The organism is Mesorhizobium sp. WSM4983, from assembly GCF_029625765.1.
Classification (GTDB): Bacteria; Pseudomonadota; Alphaproteobacteria; order Rhizobiales; family Rhizobiaceae; genus Mesorhizobium.
In genome coordinates this window covers 168,242-186,360 of record NZ_JARTVM010000007.1, presented here as the reverse complement: position 1 = coordinate 186,360, position 18,119 = coordinate 168,242, and the positions used below count along the sequence as shown (strand labels likewise).

At 62.9% G+C, this 18,119-nt stretch carries 17 protein-coding genes; 4 read left to right on the top strand and 13 right to left on the bottom strand.

Annotated elements, in window-relative coordinates; all coding sequences use genetic code 11:
* Window positions 1-6: 6 nt before the first annotated feature.
* The 4 genes from P9254_RS20075 to P9254_RS20060 form a co-directional block, all read right to left on the bottom strand.
* Window positions 7-2,538 carry a ligase-associated DNA damage response DEXH box helicase gene (locus tag P9254_RS20075; protein WP_278057292.1) on the bottom strand — a complete coding sequence of 844 codons (2,532 nt, stop codon included), beginning with the start codon at window positions 2,536-2,538 and terminating at the stop codon, window positions 7-9.
* Window positions 2,539-2,765: 227 nt separating this feature from the next.
* Entirely contained in the window at window positions 2,766-3,626 is an 861-nt protein-coding gene (locus P9254_RS20070; RefSeq protein WP_208721518.1) for a C40 family peptidase, read from the bottom strand.
* A gap of 50 nt (window positions 3,627-3,676) precedes the next feature.
* Window positions 3,677-4,027, bottom strand: a complete 351-nt coding sequence (locus P9254_RS20065; protein ID WP_066996450.1) for a MarR family winged helix-turn-helix transcriptional regulator — start codon at window positions 4,025-4,027, stop codon at window positions 3,677-3,679.
* 74 nt (window positions 4,028-4,101) lie between these two features.
* Window positions 4,102-5,466, bottom strand: a complete 1,365-nt coding sequence (locus P9254_RS20060; protein ID WP_127215981.1) for a leucyl aminopeptidase family protein — start codon at window positions 5,464-5,466, stop codon at window positions 4,102-4,104.
* A 122-nt stretch (window positions 5,467-5,588) separates the two neighbouring features.
* Here P9254_RS20060 and P9254_RS20055 point away from each other — a divergent pair, with 122 nt between their 5' ends.
* A complete protein-coding gene (locus P9254_RS20055) occupies window positions 5,589-6,416 on the top strand; it encodes a tetratricopeptide repeat protein (protein ID WP_067324585.1) in 828 nt (275 codons plus the stop codon).
* 186 nt (window positions 6,417-6,602) lie between these two features.
* On the opposite strand, the gene P9254_RS20050 is transcribed toward P9254_RS20055, so the two are convergent.
* The 9 genes from P9254_RS20050 to P9254_RS20010 all read right to left on the bottom strand — a co-directional run bounded on the left by P9254_RS20050 (window position 6,603) and on the right by P9254_RS20010 (window position 15,849).
* Window positions 6,603-7,619 (bottom strand): type II secretion system F family protein, encoded by a 1,017-nt coding sequence (locus tag P9254_RS20050; protein ID WP_066996444.1) that lies wholly within the window; start codon window positions 7,617-7,619, stop codon window positions 6,603-6,605.
* Between the two features lie 13 nt (window positions 7,620-7,632).
* Window positions 7,633-8,646: a type II secretion system F family protein gene (locus P9254_RS20045; RefSeq protein ID WP_278057291.1), complete on the bottom strand. Its 1,014-nt coding sequence runs from the start codon at window positions 8,644-8,646 to the stop codon at window positions 7,633-7,635.
* Window positions 8,647-8,777: 131 nt separating this feature from the next.
* On the bottom strand, window positions 8,778-10,277 hold the full coding sequence (locus tag P9254_RS20040; protein ID WP_067324583.1) for a CpaF family protein: 1,500 nt from the start codon (window positions 10,275-10,277) through the stop codon (window positions 8,778-8,780).
* A gap of 30 nt (window positions 10,278-10,307) precedes the next feature.
* Window positions 10,308-11,591, bottom strand: coding sequence for an AAA family ATPase (locus P9254_RS20035; protein WP_278057301.1), 1,284 nt, complete (start codon window positions 11,589-11,591; stop codon window positions 10,308-10,310).
* Between the two features lie 31 nt (window positions 11,592-11,622).
* Window positions 11,623-12,360, bottom strand: a complete 738-nt coding sequence (locus P9254_RS20030) for a CpaD family pilus assembly protein (protein WP_127240804.1) — start codon at window positions 12,358-12,360, stop codon at window positions 11,623-11,625.
* Between the two features lie 14 nt (window positions 12,361-12,374).
* The gene (locus P9254_RS20025; RefSeq protein ID WP_127216493.1) at window positions 12,375-13,904 is read right to left on the bottom strand and encodes a type II and III secretion system protein family protein; all 1,530 of its coding nucleotides are present in this window, start codon (window positions 13,902-13,904) and stop codon (window positions 12,375-12,377) included.
* Window positions 13,901-14,713 carry a Flp pilus assembly protein CpaB gene (cpaB, locus tag P9254_RS20020; protein WP_278057290.1) on the bottom strand — a complete coding sequence of 271 codons (813 nt, stop codon included), beginning with the start codon at window positions 14,711-14,713 and terminating at the stop codon, window positions 13,901-13,903. Before cpaB ends, P9254_RS20025 begins: the two co-directional genes overlap by 4 nt.
* Window positions 14,714-14,986: 273 nt before the next feature.
* Window positions 14,987-15,505 (bottom strand): A24 family peptidase, encoded by a 519-nt coding sequence (locus tag P9254_RS20015; protein ID WP_127216495.1) that lies wholly within the window; start codon window positions 15,503-15,505, stop codon window positions 14,987-14,989.
* Between the two features lie 170 nt (window positions 15,506-15,675).
* The gene (locus P9254_RS20010; protein WP_067324571.1) at window positions 15,676-15,849 is read right to left on the bottom strand and encodes a Flp family type IVb pilin; all 174 of its coding nucleotides are present in this window, start codon (window positions 15,847-15,849) and stop codon (window positions 15,676-15,678) included.
* Window positions 15,850-16,206: 357 nt separating this feature from the next.
* Here P9254_RS20010 and P9254_RS20005 point away from each other — a divergent pair, with 357 nt between their 5' ends.
* From P9254_RS20005 to P9254_RS19995, 3 genes are all read left to right on the top strand, one after another.
* A complete protein-coding gene (locus P9254_RS20005) occupies window positions 16,207-16,629 on the top strand; it encodes a pilus assembly protein N-terminal domain-containing protein (RefSeq protein ID WP_066996418.1) in 423 nt (140 codons plus the stop codon).
* 136 nt (window positions 16,630-16,765) lie between these two features.
* Entirely contained in the window at window positions 16,766-17,365 is a 600-nt protein-coding gene (locus P9254_RS20000; RefSeq protein WP_095832746.1) for a TadE/TadG family type IV pilus assembly protein, read from the top strand.
* 129 nt (window positions 17,366-17,494) lie between these two features.
* Window positions 17,495-18,115 (top strand): TadE/TadG family type IV pilus assembly protein, encoded by a 621-nt coding sequence (locus P9254_RS19995; RefSeq protein ID WP_095832747.1) that lies wholly within the window; start codon window positions 17,495-17,497, stop codon window positions 18,113-18,115.
* Window positions 18,116-18,119 lie beyond the last annotated feature (4 nt).

The following is an 18,119-nucleotide window of genomic DNA, read 5'->3' as shown; positions in this document are numbered from 1 at the left end:
CTTCTCTCAGTCGGCCATCTTCGGCCCCATGGCCTCTTCAACGAGGGTGGCGGCATCCATCAACAGCGTTTCATCCGCCTCGCCATGCACCGGCATCTTGCCGATTTCGAGCATGATCGGCACGGCTAGCGGCGATATCTGTTCCAGGTCCTTATGCACGATTCGACCGCGGATGCGCGAGAGCATCTCGGCAAGTCTGCTGACATCGAGCAACCCGGTCGCTGCATCGGCACGCGTCGCCTGGAGCAGGATGTGGTCGGGCTCGTGGCTGCGCAGCACATCATAAATCAGGTCTGTCGAGACGGTGACCTGGCGGCCGCTTTTCTCCTTGCCGGGATGACGTTTCTCGATCAGTCCGGAAATCAGCGCGCAGTTGCGGAAGGTGCGCTTGAGCAGCCAGCTGTCGGCAAACCATGCCTCGAGATCGTCACCGAGCATGTCCTGATCGAAGAGCGCAGCCAGCGATGGTTTTTTGTTTTTGAACATCCAGCCCATGTCGGCCAGCGACCAAATAGCCAACGCATAGTCGGTGGCAACGAAGCCGACCGGTTTGGCGCCCGCTCGATCCAGGCGGCGCGTCAGCAGCATGCCCAGCGTCTGATGCGCGAGCCTGCCTTCGAACGGATAAGCTATGAGATAGTGCCGGTTTCCGCGTGGAAAGGTCTCGATCAGCAGATCGTCCCGTTTCGGCAGGACGGATTTATCCGCCTGAAACCGCAGCCAATCGGCCACCTGCTCGGGCAGCTTCTTCCAGCGCTGCGGATCGTCGAGCATGGCGCGCACCTGCTCGGCGAGATAGGTCGAAAGCGGGAATTTGCCGCCGCCATAGTAGGGCACCTTTGCTTCGCTTCCGGGAGCATTCGACACGAAGCACTCATTGTCGCGGATACCCTCGAAGCGCAGAACCCTTCCGGCGAACATGAAAGTGTCGCCATAGGTCAAGGTCTCGAGAAACGCTTCCTCGATCTTTCCCAAGACTCTGCCGCCGCGCGAGGCCGCGCCCTTGCTTCCAGCCTGGACGTAACGAACGTTGAGGGCCGGCACTTCGATGATGGTCCCGACATTGAGCCGGTACTGTTGCGCCACGCGGGGATTGGATACTCGCCACAAGCCTTCCTTGGTTCGGCGGATACGGGCGTAGCGCTCGTAGTTTCTCAGCGCGTATCCGCCGGTGGCGACGAAGTCGATGACCCGGTCGAATGTCGGGCGGTCTAGGCTGACATAGGGCGCAGCCGATCTCACCTCGTCAAACAGCGCGTCGGCGTGGAACGGGGCACCGCAGGCGCAGCCGAGCACATGTTGCGCCAGCACGTCGAGCCCGCCATTGACCAAAGGCGGCGTGTCCTGCGCGCCGAGATAGTTGGCGTCGAGCGCGGCACGGCATTCAAGCACCTCAAACCGGTTGGCCGGGATCAGGATCGCCTTCGATGGCTCATCCATGCGGTGGTTGGCGCGGCCGATGCGCTGTGCCAGGCGGCTTGCCCCCTTCGGCGCGCCGACATGCACGACCAGATCGACATCGCCCCAGTCGATGCCCAGGTCCAATGTCGAGGTGGCGACGATAGCGCGCAAGGCATTTTCACCCATCGCCTTCTCGACCCGCCGCCGCTGGGCGACGTCGAGCGAGCCGTGATGCAAGGCGATCGGCAACGTGTCGTCGTTGACGCGCCACAGCTCCTGAAACAGCAGCTCGGCCTGGCTGCGCGTGTTGACAAAGAGCAGCGTCGTCTTGTGCCGCTTGACCTCGCGATAGATCTCCGGAGTGGCGTAGCGGGCGGAATGGCCAGCCCATGGCACCCGCTCTTCGGAATCGAGAATGGAGATGTCGGGCTTGGCGCCGCCTGTCACGACGATTAACTCGGACATGGCCTCAGGGGAAGCCTGGCTGACCAGCCAGCGCCGCAACTCATCCGGCTCGGCGACCGTAGCCGACAGGCCGATGGTCTGCAGCTCAGGGACGAAGGTGCGCAGCCGCGCCAGGCCTAGCGCCAAAAGATGCCCGCGCTTCGAGGTGACGAGCGAATGCAATTCGTCGAGGACGACATAACGCAAATCCTCGAAGAAGCGCCTGGCGGCGGCGGAGGCAATCAGAAGAGCGACCTGTTCGGGCGTGGTGAGCAGGATGTCGGGCGGTGCGAGCTGTTGCCGCTGGCGCTTGTGCGAGGGCGTGTCGCCGGTACGGGTCTCGATGGTCACCGGCAGTCCGATCTCCTCGACCGGCTTGCCGAGATTGCGCTCGATGTCGACGGCCAGCGCCTTGAGCGGCGAGATGTAGAGCGTGTGGATGCCACGATGCGCCCCTCCGGGCTTGCGGCGCGGACGTCTGGCGAGTTCGGTAAGCGAGGGCAGGAATCCGGCAAGCGTCTTGCCGGCGCCGGTCGGCGCGATCAGCAGCGCCGATTGGCCGGCTCGAGCCTTCGCCAGCAGTTCGAGCTGGTGGGCGCGCGGCGACCAGCCTTTTGCAGCGAACCATTTTACGAACGGCTCGGGGAGAAGGACGGCGACATTCTGTTCTGCGAGGCGCGGCTGCTCTGTCACGCGCAAAGAGGTAGCGCGCTGGCAAGCGATCGCCAAGGAAAATCGGAACAAAAGGGGATCATTCTTCCCCTCTCCCCCTTGTGGGAGAAGGTGGCTCGGCGCGCACCGCCGAGCCTAATGAGGATGATCCAGCTTGGCCTACTTACCCCTCACCCGGATTGCCAACTGATTTGCGAAGAGCAAATCGGGGCAATCCAACCTCTCCCCCTGGAGGAGAGGTAAGGGCGCTAAGGCCTGCGGAACCCGGTCGGGCCGCCATAGAGATAGCCGATCCGCTCGACGGCATCCTTCAGCCCTTCGCGCGAGACCAGCATCGTGTGGCCATTGGCGTGGATCATGTCCTTCGCGTCGGTCATGATCGCGACGTGGCCCTTCCAGAAGACGAGGTCGCCGCGCTGCAGCCCGGAATACTCAGGGCCTGGCTCGAGCGGCGTCCCGATCGATGCCGCCTGCATGTCGGAGTCGCGCAGCACATCCTTGCCGGCCATGCGCATCGACAGTTGCACGAGGCCGGAGCAGTCGATGCCGAAGCCGGAGACGCCGCCCCAGAGGTATGGCGTGCCGAGGAAGCTTTCGGCGACCGTCACAAAGTCGTCTGCAACCTCGGCGAGCGGCCGCAGATGGCGGGCAATGACGGCCTGGCCGGATGGCAGCAGCGCGTAGTGCGTGCCGCGCGTTTCGGCGGAACCCGTCACCGTCACCGCGGAGCCCATCGACAGTTGCCCGCCGATCGGGAAGCGCAGGTCCGGTCCGGGATAGAGGAAGGTGCGCGGCACGGAGACGATGTGGGTGGGCGCATGCTCACGTGCGCCGAGTACATTGTCGGCGGCATAGCCGACATAGCCGTCGCGCTCGGCCTGCACCCAGGCCCAGCCTTCCGCAACCTCGAAGACCAGCACGTCGTCGCCGAACAGCGCCTGCGTGTTGATGCCGGCATCGGGGCGCGGCGCCTTGCGCAGGTCGGCGACGGCGGTGGTGATCCGCGCCGGGCGGCCGGCGACAAAGCGATCGGCGGCGACTTCCCCCTTCAGCCTGGCATCGGCGAGATCGGAACGAAAGGCGTGAAGGCGGGCATCCCTGGCGGTCAAATCGGTAGTCCAGTCAAATGAGTTTATCGGTCAGACAGACGAGTTGTCGGTCAGATGGGCAGCTCATGCGCCTTTGCGACGATACCATCGCCGAAGCGCTCGACAAAGAGCGCGCCCTCCACCGTGCGCCGGATCAGCACATTGCGCTTGTCGAGCTCGTCGCGGTGGCGCGAAACCAGCTTCAGCGCGCCCATCGTGTCGAGCGCGCGGGTAATGACCGGCTTGGTGACGTTGAGCCTCGCGGCCAGCCCGCGCACCGTATGCGGCGGCGGATCGAGGTAGATGGTGAGCAGGATGGCGGTCTGGCGCATGGTGAGGTCGGGCGCGTCGTCGCGCACCTGCGACAGCAATACCTGCTGCCACAGTCGCAAGGCCTGGCTCGGGCGCATCGAGATCGACATTTGCCAAGCATGACGGCAAATTGTTTCGCTTCCGTTTCAGTCCGCGGCGGCTTTTGCCAGTTTTCTCGTCACACTCACCCGAAGCGCTTCGAGATCACTCGCTCCAGCGCGCGAATGCCTTGCGCCTCGCCCCCGGTCAGGCCGTGCGGGCGGTCATTCGGGTTCCAGGCAAAAATGTCGAAATGCGCCCATCCGGGCGTCTTCTCGACAAAGCGCTTGAGGAAGAGCGCCGCCGTGATCGATCCGGCGAAGCCGTCCGTCGTGACATTGTTGACGTCGGCGATCTTCGAGGAAAGCTTCGCGTCATAGGGACGCCACAGCGGCATGCGCCACAGCGGATCCTCGACAGCAAGCGAAGCCGCAGCCAGGTCGGACGCCAGTGCCTCGTCGCCGGTATAGAAGGGCGGCAGATCGGGGCCGAGCGCAACACGGGCCGCTCCGGTCAAGGTCGCCATGTCGAACAGCAGGGCCGGCCTTTCCTCGTCGGCAAGCGCCAGAGCGTCGGCCAGCACCAGCCGGCCTTCAGCATCGGTGTTGCCGATCTCCACCGTTATCCCCTTGCGACTCCTCAGCACGTCGCCAGGCCGGAAGGCATTGCCGGCGATCGAATTCTCGACCGCAGGGATCAGCACGCGCAGCCGCACATTCCGTTTCGCCGCCATGATCATCGAGGCGAGACCCAGCACGTTGGCGGCGCCGCCCATGTCCTTCTTCATCAGCAGCATGCCCGACGACGGCTTGATGTCGAGGCCGCCGGTGTCGAAGCAGACGCCCTTGCCGACCAGCGTCACCTTCGGCGCGTCGCTCGGGCCCCAGGTCATGTCAATCAGCCGCGGCGCGCCGGCCGAGGCGCGGCCGACGGCATGGATCATCGGGAAATTCCGCGCCAGGAGATCGTCACCCTTGACGACGGAGACGTCGGCGCCGTGCCCGGCTGCCAATGCCCGGACAGCCTCCTCGAACTCATCCGGCCCCATGTCGCTCGTCGGCGTGTTGACGAGATCGCGCGTCAGGAAAATAGCCTCGGCGGTGCGGCGCACATGCGCGCCGTCGGCGCCCGACGGCAGCGCGAAGCGCAACGCCCTGCCGGGTTTCTTGCCGTAGCGGGTGAAGGCGTAGCCGCCGAGGACGACGGCCAGCGCCGCAAGATCGGGCGCTGGCAGATCCTGGGCGAAATGCCATTCACCCTCGGGCAGCGCCCGCGCCAGGGCGCCCACGGCAAGCTGGCTCTCGCCGTCGCCGGTGCCGAACAGCGCGCCGGCGAGACCGCCACCTTCGGCCGGCAGAACGAGCGTGCGGCCCGCCTCGCCGGAAAAGCCGTTGGCCCGTGCCCAAGCGATGACGGAAGGGGAAAGGCCAGTGCCGTCGAGGCCATCCTTTCCCACCAGGTAGACTGGCAAGGCTGCTTCCGGTTTCTGGTCAATAAGTTCGACAGGCATTCGATGGTCTCCGGCCGGCACGGCGAGTCGGCTTCTTAACGATCCGTTAGGGTTAACAGAATATTTCTGTGGGAGGGAAGACGGCCAGCTTAATGGCCGCGCAGGAATGGAGATAGGCGCCGATGCCGCTCAAAGCGTTGACCTTCACAAGCAAGCGTCTGGTCACCACGGCATTGCTGGCGGTGCTGGCGGCCAGCGTGGCCGGCTGCGGCAGCACCAGCAAGTTCACGACCGGCTCCATTTCCCGCTCCGACAACCGGCCCCTCGAAACGATGTCAGCCAGCGAACTGCACAGTGCCACGACCAGGCTCGGCGAATCCTACGCCCGGAACCCGAATGACAAACGCATCGCCACCAACTATGCCGCGGCGCTGCAGATGGATGGCGACGCCGACCAGTCGCTGGCGGTGATGCGCAAGCTCGCGATAGCCTACCCCAAGGACCGCGACGTGCTCGCCGCCTACGGCAAGGCGCTTGCCGCCAACGGGCAGTTCGAGCAGGCGCTCGATGCGGTGCGCCGCGCGCAGACGCCGGAATATCCGGACTGGCGCCTGGTTTCGGCTGAAGCCGCCATCCTTGACCAGATGGGGCAGCGGGACGAGGCACGTCAGGACTACCGGAAGGCGCTCGAACTCAAGCCGAACGAACCCTCGATCCTTTCCAATCTCGGCATGTCCTATGTGCTGGAGGGGGATCTGCGCACCGCCGAGACCTATATGCGCTCGGCCGCGCAGCAACCCAACGCCGACAGCCGGGTGCGGCAGAACCTGGCGCTGGTCGTCGGCCTGCAGGGTCGTTTCGACGAGGCCGAAAAGATCGCCTCGCAGGAGCTTTCGCCGGAGCAGGCGCAGGCCAATATCGCCTATCTGCGCCAGATGCTTGCGCAGCAGAATGCCTGGAGCCAACTCAAGGATCAGGACAAGGGCAAGGCGAAGGTCGCGACCAACTGACTGCCCGGCACCTACAGAGGTCATCGTTCTACGGAAACCGCGAGTTGCTCTAGCTGTTTGTTTTTTCCGCAATTCCGGACGGAAAACCGTTACACACTTTTCCTGGAATTGCTTCAAGGCTGGGCCAGACAGCAAAGCCGCGCGGCGCCTGCCACGCGGCTTCTGTCATGACTTCGATGGCTTCGCCTATTGGCTGCTGGAATTGTGCTGATCGCCAAAGATGCCGCGCTGGCTGACCTGGATGCCGGCCGGCCCTAGAATGATGGCGAACAGAACCGGCAGGAAGAAGAGGATCATCGGCACGGTGAGCTTCGGCGGCAGTGCTGCGGCCTTCTTTTCGGCCGCATTCATACGCATGTCGCGGCTTTCCGAGGCGAGCACGCGCAGCGCATGCGCCACCGGCGTGCCGTAGCGCTCCGCCTGGACCAGGGCCTGAGTCACCGCCTTCACCGAATCCAGGCCGGTGCGGCTTGCCAGGTTCTCGTAAGCGACCCTGCGGTCCTGCAGATAGGAGAGCTCGGCATTGGTGAGCACGAATTCCTCGGCGAGGGCGACGGACTGAGTACCGATCTCGTCGGCGACCTTGCGAAGCGCTGCTTCCACCGACATGCCGGATTCGACGCAGATCAGCATCAGGTCGAGCGCGTCCGGCCATGCCAGTTGGATCGACTGCTTGCGTTTGGTGGCGCGGTTGTTGACGTAGAGGATCGGCGCATAGAAGCCGCCATAGGCTACAAGAATGCAGACGAACAGCTTGATGAAGGCAGGCTGCTGCGCCAGACCGCCGAGAAGGAACAGGTAGATCGCCGCGAGCGCGAATCCGACAAAGGGCAGGATCAGACGAAAGAACAGGAAGCGCGTCAGCGGATTCTGGCCGCGGAAGCCTGCAACTTTCAACTTCTGCAGCGTGCCTTCGTCGGCAAGCGCGCGCTTGAGATCCAGCCGTTCGACGATGTTGCGCATGCCGATCGACTGTTCCTCGCGCAAACCCTTGCGGCGGCGGTCGGCTTCATTGGCGAGCCGCTGACGCTGCTTGGCGCGCAGCTCATCCCGCTCGAGCGCCACGGTTTTCATGCGCGCCTTGAGCTGATTGCCGCCAAGCGCAGGCATGAGCGTGAAGACGGTCGCAAAAACCGCGATGCCGACCAGGAGCGCGATAAGAAACGAAGGATCGGTTAGCGTCTTGACGACCTGGTCTGTCATTGGATCCGCGTCCCTAGACTTCGAAGTTCATCATCTTGCGCATCACCAGGATGCCGATCGACATCCAGACGCCGGAGCAGCCGAGGATCAGATTGCCGACGCTGGTGGTGAATAGCGGCATGATGTAGTTCGGACTTGTCAGATAGACGAGAAAGGCGACGACGAACGGCAGGGCGCCGATGATGACGGCGGATGCCTTTGCTTCCATCGACAGCGCCTGTACCTTGGCCTTCATCTTCTTGCGGTCGCGCAGCACGCGCGAAAGGTTGCCCAGCGCTTCGGAGAGATTGCCGCCGGCCTGCGACTGGATCTGGATGACGATGCCGAAGAAGCCGGCCTCGGTGCATGGCATGGTCTCGGACATGCGCATCGTGGCATCGGGGATCGACATACCCATCTGCTGGGAATCGACGATACGGCGGAATTCGGAGCGGACCGGCTCCGGGGATTCATTGGCGATCAGGCGGATCGCGTCGTTGAGCGGCAGACCAGACTTCACCGCACGCACGATGATGTCGAGGGCATTCGGGAATTCCTCCAGGAAGGCCTTCACCCGGCGCGCGCGACGAAACGAGACGAACCAGCGCGGCAGGCCGAGGGCTCCGGCCAAGAGAGCGCCGGGCAGAACCAGCAACGGCGCGCCGGCAAGAAAGGCGAGGATCGTAAGCACGATGCCGCAGATCACCGAGTAGATGTAGAAGCGCTCGAGGGAGACGGTCATGCCGGCCTGGCGGATCTGGGCGCTCAGCGGCGGTTTCTTGACGTTGCGGTCATTGGTTTTCTGCTTTTCATCGAGCTGCTTGAGCGAATCCTGAAGCGTCTTGCGCCGTCTGACCGCTTCCGCGGCGCGGTCGCGCGTAGCCTTCACCACCGATCGGTCGGTCTCGGCCGTCTTGATCGTTTCAAGGCGCTTGCCGGCCTGCTTCTCGTTATCGATGCGCTTGAACAGGAAGGCATAGGCTATCGCGCCGGCGCTGAGGCCCGCGAGCACGACGAAAGCCAGAACCGTGGTGTCAATTCCGAACATCGACCGGGGCCCCTACACCTCCAGATGCACTAGAGCGGTTCAGCTTTTTATAAAAGCGCTGACCCGCTCTAAGTATTTGTTTTTACGCAATTCCGGACGGAAAACCGCTACGCACCTTCCCTGGAATTGCTCTAGTCAGCGCGTTTCTCCATGGCCTCGAGCGCGTTGGCGAGGCGCTGCTCCTCGCCATAGTAGCGGGCACGATCCCAGAAATGCGGCCGGCCGATGCCGGTGGAGACATGCTCGCCGATCAGACGGCCGCTCGCGTCCTCGCCCTTGATGTTGTAGAGGACGAGGTCCTGGGTGATGATGACGTCGCCTTCCATGCCGATCACCTCGGTGATGTGGGTGATGCGGCGCGAGCCGTCGCGCAGACGAGCCGCCTGGATGATCACGTCCACCGAGCCGACGACGATCTCGCGCACCGTCCTCTGCGGCAGTGAATAACCGCCCATGGCGATCATCGATTCAATACGGTTCAGGCATTCGCGCGGGCTGTTGGAGTGGATCGTTCCCATCGAGCCGTCATGGCCGGTGTTCATCGCCTGCAGAAGGTCGAACACTTCCGGTCCGCGCACCTCGCCGACGATGATCCGTTCGGGCCGCATGCGCAGGCAGTTCTTGACGAGATCGCGCATGGTCACCTCGCCCTCGCCTTCGAGATTGGGCGGCCTGGTTTCGAGACGCACCACGTGCGGCTGCTGCAGCTGCAGCTCGGCCGAGTCCTCGCAGGTGATGACCCGCTCCTCGCGATCGATGTAGTTGGTCAGGCAGTTGAGCAGCGTCGTTTTGCCCGAGCCGGTACCGCCCGAGATGACGACGTTGCAGCGGACGCGGCCGATGATCTTCAGGATCTCCGCGCCTTGCGGCGAGATGGCGCCGAACTTGACCAGCTGGTCGAGCGTCAGCTTGTCCTTCTTGAACTTGCGGATGGTGAGCGCGGTGCCATCAAGCGACAGCGGCGGCGCGATCACGTTGACGCGCGAGCCGTCGGGAAGGCGCGCGTCGCAGATCGGGCTCGATTCGTCGACGCGGCGGCCGACCTGGCTGACGATGCGCTGGCAGATATTGAGCAGTTGCTGGTTGTCGCGGAAGCGAATGCTGGTCGGTTCGACCTTGCCGTTGACTTCGATGTAGACGTTCTTTGAACCGTTGACCATGATGTCGGCGATGTCGTCGCGCGCGAGCAGCGGCTCCAGCGGCCCATAGCCGAGCACGTCGTTGCAGATATCCTCGAGCAGCTCTTCCTGCTCGGAGATCGACATCGCGAAATTCTTGATCGCGATGATGTCGTTGACGATGTCGCGGATTTCCTCGCGCGCGCTTTCCGGATCGAGCTTGGCGAGCTGCGAAAGATCGATCGTGTCGATGAGCGCGGAAAACACCTGGCTCTTGGTGTCATAGTAGGTTTCGCTGCGCTCGCGCTGGACCCTTTTCGGCGGCTCGGGCGCCATCGGCGGCGCCTCCACCGGACGGCGAACGGGGGACGCGGCGGGCGTGCTCGGCGCGGGCGCGGCCGGCCGATCGACAGCGATCGTCCCAGCCGGAGCGGGAGCGGCCGGAGGAGGTGCTGGCGGACGGAATTCGGGAGCTGCCCGGCTGCCGTCGTCTGTGCCTCTTTTACCAAACATGATCGACTACCCGATGCCGCTCAGCGAGCGTCACTTCTTGCTGCGTGAAAGCTTGCCGAGGATGGCTCCAAGGCTTGCCTTCTTCTTCGCCTTGATCTCGCTGCGCCCTGTCAGCACATGCGCTATTTCGTTGATCGTGCCGACGATCGGACTCTTGGCGTCCATTTCGCCGAGCATGCGGCCGTTGTTGGCCGCGTTGCCGAACAGCAGCGGCTCGAAATTGATCACCGCCATGGGTGTGATGCCGAGCGGTTCGGAAAAATCCGATGCCGCGATCTCCGGGCGTTTCGGAACGCCCGCCTGGTTGATGATCAGCTTCGGCGGCGGGTCGTTCGGACGCAGCCGCTTCAGCATGTCGACCATATTCTTGGTGTTGCGCAGATTGGCGAGTTCTGGCGTGGCCGTGATGACGATCTCGTCGGCCTTGATCAGCGTGCTCTTGGTCCAACCGCTCCAGACGTGAGGGACGTCGAGCACGAGCAAGGGCGCGCTGCGCTGCGCCGTTTCGATGACCTGGGAGAAGGCGTCCGGATCGAAATCATAGACGCGCTCGAGCGTGGACGGTGCCGCCAGCAGCGACAAATGCTCGGCGCATTGCGCGAGCAGCCGGTCGAGATAGACCTCATCGACGCGCTCGGGCGAAAACACCGCCTCGGCGATGCCCTGCGCGGGGTCCCGGTCGAAGTTGATATTGGCGGTGCCGAAGGCGAGATCGAGATCGGCGACGACGACTTCGGACTTGAACAAGGACGACATCGCCCAGGCGACGTTGTGGGCGATCGTCGAGGAGCCGACGCCGCCCTTGGCGCCGATGAAGGCGATGGAGCGGCCGATCGGATCGGACTCGGGATCGATGAAGATCGACGAGACGACGCTGACGATATCGGTCATCGAGACCGGCGCGATGACATATTCGGAAATGCCCGAACGGATAAGCTCCCGGTAGAGGCCGACATCGTTGTAATGGCCGATGACCACGACCTTCGAGGTCGGATCACAGTATTCGGCGAGCTGAGCGAGCTGCTCCAGCAGCTGTTTCGGCTCGCTGCGCGATTCCAGCAGGATCAGGTTTGGCGTCGGCGCCGACTGGTAGAATTCGATCGCGGTGGCGATGCCGCCCATATGGACCTTGAGATGGGCCTTGGCCATGCGACGATCCTCGCCGGCGCGCCCGATCGGATTTGCGACGCCTTCGGTCTCGCAGAAAGCCTGGATCGAGATGCGCGGCACCGGGCGCAGCGCCTGCATGGCGGCGATGTCCTGTTGCGAAAGATCGCCGGGATCCGCAGGCGTGTCGTAGGCAAGATTGCTCATCGTCATGCTCTTTCCGTGATCCGCCGCGGGCTCAGTAAGTCACTTCCGAATTGCCGAGGAACTCATCCGAAATGCCTCGCGCCCGATAGACGTCGATCACCGCGCCGCGATTTTCGGCGTCGATGTCGGACTGCTTGCGCGGCCCGAGCAGATCGTTGGGATTGGCCATCTGGGCGGCAAGGTTGTTCTGATAGGAGCACCCGAAATCGGCGTAGTGCTTGTTCTCGGAAGTCTCGGTCAGATCCTCGGGCCAACGCCCGCATTTGTCGGTCTGTGCCCTCACCGCCACGAAGGCCACGCGGACCGGCGCCGAAGCCTCGGGCACGGCCGACTGATAGGAGGTCATGATGATATTGTTGCGCTTGAGGCCTGCGGCCATCGCAAGTCTGGCGAAATCGCGGCTCGCGGCCTGGGCGGCGGCCTGGTTCGCGGAACCCACCGGGGCCGCGATCGTCAGCGCCGGCGCGGCGCTCCTGTCGTAGCCGTCGAGGAAGCCGAGCAGAGTGTCGCGCTGCGAAGCCGTCATGCCGCGATCACCGGCGCCGACCGGGATGTCGATCTTCTGGTTCTTCTCGGCGATAACGATCGGATGATTGGTGCGGTAGTCGTCCGGAATGGAGCCCACTGTCACACTATCGCGATGGAAGTTGGCGCATCCGGCGAGCGACGCCGCAAGGGCGATCGCCAGGACCGGAGCCGACCCGCGGAACCGTCCGCGGCCCGATTGTGCCGCTGCGATCGTCATGGCCTTCGATGTTGAGTTGGACATGTCCGCTTTCCCGCTCACTTGTAGATGAAGCCGACAACGCCGTGGTAACGGCCAGGTGGCCTATCGGTCTGCATGGTGCCGTAGACGCGATTGACGCGACCGAGGAACATGCCAGCGCCGTCGCTCGGCGCATTGAAATTATCGTCGGGCTTGGCCAATTCGTTGCGCGCCACGGGCCGCGCCAGATAGGGCGTGATGATGATCACGAGCTCGCTCTCGTTGCGCACGAAGTCGCGGCTGCGGAAGAGCGCGCCGAGCACCGGAATCTTGGTCAGTCCGGGCAATCCAACGACGGCCTGCCTGACGTCGTCGCGCACGAGGCCTGCGATCATCATCGAGCCGCCGGAAGGCAGTTCCACCGTCGTATCGGCCAGGCGTTTGCGGAGCGACAAAGCGTTCATGCCGATGCTGCTGTTATCCGTGGATGCCGACACGGAGCCCTCGGTTGTCGGTTCGGAAACCGACGTTCTCACCTTCAGGCTGATGCGGCCGGGTGACAGCACCACCGGCTGAAACTCCAATCCGATGCCGTATTCGATCTTCTCGATCTGATAGGTCTTCAGGCCGGTCTGGTTGTCGTTGGAGACGTTGGCGGAAACATTGGTCACCATGTTGTATTCGCCGCCGACCTTGAAGGTCGCCTTCTCCCCCGAAACGGCGGTCAAGGTCGGCTCGGCCAAGGTCTTCATGACCCCCGACTGCTCCATTGCGTTAATATAGGACTGCAGGCCGGACGCACTGATCCCTAGGCCCGCGTTCGACAGCGGCTTACCGAGACCAGTGTAAGGGTCGCTGAGCGCGCCCCAGGAGATGCCGTTGCTGCCGCCGCTGGCCATCATGTTGACGCCGAGCTGCTTCATCACCGAGCGGCTGACTTCGGCCACCGTCACCTTCAGCGTCACCTGATCGTCGCCGATGATCTGCAGCAGATTGACGATCTTGGAGACCCGGCGCTCCTGGTCGGGATTGTTGATGTCGACGCCGCCATTGGCGGACCCGCCGGCGGCCGTCTGTGAATATTGGCCGGTCGTCGCTTCACCGCCCGAGACGAAGATGGTGGCCAGGTCGACGGCACGCTTGGCGTCGAGCGGTGTATCGACATTGCCGGTGAGAATCACGTTGTCGTTCAGCAGCTCGACCTTGATCTGCGACGTCGGGAGGAAGCGCTTGAGATAGTCTTCCAGCCCAGCCACGTCGCGTTCGACCGCTAGGTCGAGACTGGCGATCTGCTCGCCGTTGGGGCCGAAGACGAAGATGTTGGTTTCGCCGACCGCCTTGCCGAACAGATAGATGCGGCGTGCCGTGCGCGTCACTGCGTCGGCGACCGCGGGATTGGCGACGAGTATGTCGTAGGCGTCGCTCGGCAGGTCGATGACCACCGACTTGTTGAGGCCGAGCTTGACGCGCTGCGAGGCAACCGAGGCCGTCACACCCGCCGCCCTGTTCGCGGCCTTGGCCTCGACGAGCCCAGGCGCATTGGTGCCGATCAGGAACAGGCCGATGGCGGCCGCCGCGATGACGGGCAGTTTGCCGACTAGGCTCATTTCCTTGCTCCCACTTCGGAAACCTGGCCCGACTTGATCAACCGCACCGTGCCGCGCCGGCCATTGCCGTTCACCAGATAGTCGGCTTCGCCCAGGTTCTTCTCATTCGTGTCGGTGATCGAACGCAGCGCCAGGGTCAGGCGGTCCGCCATCTGCTGCGCCACCGTGATGATCTCCGCCTGCTGCGGCGTCAGCTCGAGCGTCGCGGTCTGGCCGACCCTGGTCTTCTTGCCTTCCTCGTCCTCCTGGATGGTCTGGTCGATGGCCAGGACACGGATGTTCTTCAGGATGGTCTCGGTATTGAAGCCGCTGCCGCCATTGCCGGCGTCGGCGCGCCGGGTCATGATGACGTCGACGAAGTCATTGGGCAGGATGAAGCCGCCGGCGGACGTATCGGCCGATATGGCGGTCGCGACCGCGCGCATGCCGGACGGCAGGATCGAGGACATGAAGCTCTGCCCCTCGCCGACCAGCTTGGAGCGCCGCAACGGCTCACCGGCATACATGGCTACACGCGCCACCGAGCCCTTCAGCTTTTCGACTGCGTCCGGTTCGGCCGCACGGGTGATGAAATTGGCGTTGATGCCGCTCGCCGGCCACTGCTCCCACCTGATGTTGTCACCGAGCTGGCTGCCCATTGCGACATCGCCGGAAAGCGCCAGCACGTCTTGCAGCGCGATCGCCGGCTGCTTGGGAGCGTTGACGACGACTTGAGCCGGCGGCGCCACTACCATGTTCTTCGCGACATAACCCGCGCCACCCGCCGCGGCCACGGCCACGCTCAGAATAATCAGTCGGGATGCTGGCATTCGTCCGGACCCTTCGCCTCAAGGCAAACCACCTCGCCAAGCCGGACTTTGCAGCCGCAATCGTCAAAACAAGGTTAATGCAATGCTTACGATCGTGATTAATTTAACGTTTACTCAAATTGGACCGAACCGCCTTGCCGTTAACAAAAAAGGGGCCAAGCGCCGCGAGAACCCTTGTCACAGAAACGGATTTTCCGAAGGCAACAAGCTGTTTGGTAGGCGTAAAGCCAGACTCCGTAGCGCACCGAGCGCATCTGAAGATGGCGATATGCTTCAGATCGTGAGCCTATCCAGCGCCCAGACCATCAACGAAGAATCCGGAAAGGTGAGGAGCCCGCCAAGACCAAGCGCGACGCCATAAGGAATGCCTGCGGTCTCGTCGGCGAAATGGCGCAGAAAACGGTTGTGGCCGGTGTAGACCGCAAATGGCGATTTCCGGTAGGCCAGAATGGCGACCGTCAGCAGGCCGCCGATCAATGTCGAGGTCACCAGGTAGCCGATGAGATTGATGTTGAGCCCCATCCATACGGCGGTCGCGGCCAGCAGCTTGGCATCGCCGCCGCCCATGCCGCCGAGCGCGAACAGTCCGAACGTCGCGGCCAGCACCAGGGCACCTGCCGCGAAATGCCCGCCATAGATGGCCCAGTCCATCCCGGTCAAAGGAGCGACCAGAGCGAACGTCGCCACGAGCAGCACCGGCACGCGGTTGGCGATCGTCATCGAAAGCATGTCGGAGATCGCCGCAAACAGCATGCAGAAAGGAAAGACGACGAAGATTACAGCTTCAAGCATGAGACAACACAATGCCTTGAGAAAAGTAACACGCCCAGTCTAGCCACACGCCATTAACGGTCGGTGAGTGCCGACGATCAAATTCGCGCGCAACCAGATGCTGCAACGAACAAGGGCCGCCTCGAGGCGGCCCTTCTCGTCGAGAGCGACTTCGTCGTCCTCGGTTGATCTTAGTTGGAGTTTTGGACCGCACTGGCAATTGCCTTGAACTTGGTGTTCAGGGCAGTGCCGAGCTGGCCGGCGCCGACCATGATGGCGAGCGCGATGAGGGCGGCGATCAGACCGTATTCGATGGCGGTCGCGCCGGATTCGTCCTTTACGAAACGTGCGATGAGGTTAGACATTCGAGAGCTCCTACTCCACGTGTTACAGCACTTCCGTCAACTTCTCTTGCCGGTTGATCGGATGTGCCAAATCTAGGGGGAAGCCCTTTCGATCGGCTTAATAAATACCCTTACCGATTCCTTTCCGGAGGCGATCCCGTTGCTTGGTTAACCGTGGCCTAAACCTCCAGAGGCGGAGTGGCGGGCAGGAAAAGCGCGGAGATCCGGCCCATCCGCGATTTCGCTAAAACAGCGTATGCTCTCAGGCTTATGACCGCCGAGCCGGCCAATCCTTATCGCGGCCATGCGGCGCTTAACCGTCGGTTCACCAATTTCGTTCATGTTCCGTTGAACAGTCTGCCGCTCCGGAGCGCTTCAATGACCTCGTCGAGATCGCCATTTTCAGTCGTCGCGCTGTTGGCTGTCGCCGCATCCGTCATGCCGGCCAGCGCCGGCGCCGGCATCGAGGTCACCATGAATCAAGCAAAGATCGTCAAGTTGTCGCGCGCGGCCGATACGATCGTCGTCGGCAATCCGGCCATCGCCGATGCCGCCGTGCAGGACGCCTCGACGGTCGTTCTCACCGGCAAAGGTTTCGGCGTGACCAATCTGGTCGTGCTCGATTCCGATGGCAGCCCGATCATAGATGAGCAGGTGACGGTCGTCCGACAAGCCGCGTCCTCGGTGCGCATCTATCGACGCGCCGAAGTCCAGACCATGTCCTGCACGCCCTATTGCGAAAGCTCGTACAAGAGCGAGGCTGAGAAAACGTCCGAAACGGAAATGAACGCAGCCCGCTGAGCTTAAGGACGCAAGCGCCCGCAGGTTAACAGCGGGTTAAGGGCCGCCCACCGAGTTTAACGCTGATCCAAACCGGACCTCAATGGGTGGTCGATAGGTTGCAGCCGACATTGCAAGGGATCGGCAGGAACGGAACATGAGCAGGGCGCCCAAGGGTGGCATGGACGGCAAGGCCGAGGCAAAGCCACGCCCCGGTTTCTTCAGCGACAGGCGCGGCAGCACGGCATTGGAATTCGCAATGCTGGCCATGCCGTTCGCCTTGCTCGTTTTCGCCATCCTGGAGAGCTGCATCTCGTTCGCCGGCCAGGAAGTGATGGCCAACGCCACCGACGATATCGCGCGCCAGTTGCGAACCGGCCAGCTCAAGAAGGCCAACGTCACCGACGCCTCGATCAAGACGCTGATCTGCGACAGGCTGGAGATCATGGTCGCCACGAACTGCCCCGGGTCGGGGTCAGATGCTTCACTTCTGGTGGACCTGCGCGAATATCCGACCTTCGCCGACGCCGCGGCGGCGGGCTTCAAAATCCAGAACGGCGAAATCGTGCTGACAGGCACGAGCTCGACGACTTTCACGGTGTCGCCGGGGCTGGCGGAATCGAAGAACATGCTGCGGGTTTTCTACAAATGGCCGGTGATCACCGATTTCCTGGCCAAACAAATGGCCAATCTGAATGGCGGCAAGACGCTGCACTTCGCATCGGTGACCTGGCAGAACGAACCATTCGACGACTAAGGCAGGTCGCGTGACGCGACCTGCTTCAGCTTTTTGATTGTCGGCATGTCTCCCGAAACCGGGTCCACTTCGGGAGACATGCTTCAAGATTGCGGCCGGCCGAGACTTGAGGCGGTGTGGGGGCAGGATATGTACCGTGCGGGGGCACAGCGACGAATTTCGGCTTTCGTGGCCAAGGCGGCACGGTTTTGCCGCGATCGCCGCGGCGTCGCGGCAATCGAGTTCGCTTTCATCGTGCCGGTGCTGCTCATCATGTACTTCATCACGATGGAAGCCTCGCAGGCCATCGAGACCAGCAAGAAGGTCAGCCGCATCGGCAGCATGGTGGCGGATCTCGTCACGCAGCAGACTAGCGTCACGAAGGCCGATCTCGACGCGATCATGAAGATCGGTACCTCGACGCTGCAGCCCTACAATCGCTCTACGCCGACGATCATCATCACCGGGATCCAGATCTCCGACGAGGCATCGCCCAAGGCGACGGTGGCCTGGTCGCGCAAGCTCGTGGGCACCACCTATAGCGCCGACGCGGCGAAGACCAGTCCCACCACCGTTCCGCCAACGCTGAATATCCGCAACACCTTCCTTGTCCGGGTGGAAAGCGACCTCGGCTATAAGCCGATCATCACCTGGTCAGCCGACAGTTCGTCGACGCTTGGATTGACCTCGGCCTTCAACAACATATCGATGGGCGAAACGTACTATCTGAGGCCGCGCCGCGGTCCTACGGTTCCTTGCACCGACTGCTGACGGA

Coding starts and splice junctions, on each gene's coding strand:
- P9254_RS20015 (WP_127216495.1), bottom strand. CDS start 15,505: ATGCTTGAAGCTGTAATCTTCGTCGTCTTTCCTTTCTGCATGCTGTTT.
- P9254_RS20030 (WP_127240804.1), bottom strand. CDS start 12,360: ATGTCCAACTCAACATCGAAGGCCATGACGATCGCAGCGGCACAATCG.
- P9254_RS20050 (WP_066996444.1), bottom strand. CDS start 7,619: ATGACAGACCAGGTCGTCAAGACGCTAACCGATCCTTCGTTTCTTATC.
- P9254_RS20035 (WP_278057301.1), bottom strand. CDS start 11,591: ATGAGCAATCTTGCCTACGACACGCCTGCGGATCCCGGCGATCTTTCG.
- P9254_RS20040 (WP_067324583.1), bottom strand. CDS start 10,277: ATGTTTGGTAAAAGAGGCACAGACGACGGCAGCCGGGCAGCTCCCGAA.
- P9254_RS20045 (WP_278057291.1), bottom strand. CDS start 8,646: ATGTTCGGAATTGACACCACGGTTCTGGCTTTCGTCGTGCTCGCGGGC.
- P9254_RS19995 (WP_095832747.1), top strand. CDS start 17,495: ATGTACCGTGCGGGGGCACAGCGACGAATTTCGGCTTTCGTGGCCAAG.
- cpaB (WP_278057290.1), bottom strand. CDS start 14,713: ATGCCAGCATCCCGACTGATTATTCTGAGCGTGGCCGTGGCCGCGGCG.
- P9254_RS20000 (WP_095832746.1), top strand. CDS start 16,766: ATGAGCAGGGCGCCCAAGGGTGGCATGGACGGCAAGGCCGAGGCAAAG.
- P9254_RS20005 (WP_066996418.1), top strand. CDS start 16,207: ATGACCTCGTCGAGATCGCCATTTTCAGTCGTCGCGCTGTTGGCTGTC.
- P9254_RS20055 (WP_067324585.1), top strand. CDS start 5,589: ATGCCGCTCAAAGCGTTGACCTTCACAAGCAAGCGTCTGGTCACCACG.
- P9254_RS20065 (WP_066996450.1), bottom strand. CDS start 4,027: ATGTCGATCTCGATGCGCCCGAGCCAGGCCTTGCGACTGTGGCAGCAG.
- P9254_RS20010 (WP_067324571.1), bottom strand. CDS start 15,849: ATGTCTAACCTCATCGCACGTTTCGTAAAGGACGAATCCGGCGCGACC.
- P9254_RS20025 (WP_127216493.1), bottom strand. CDS start 13,904: ATGAGCCTAGTCGGCAAACTGCCCGTCATCGCGGCGGCCGCCATCGGC.
- P9254_RS20060 (WP_127215981.1), bottom strand. CDS start 5,466: ATGCCTGTCGAACTTATTGACCAGAAACCGGAAGCAGCCTTGCCAGTC.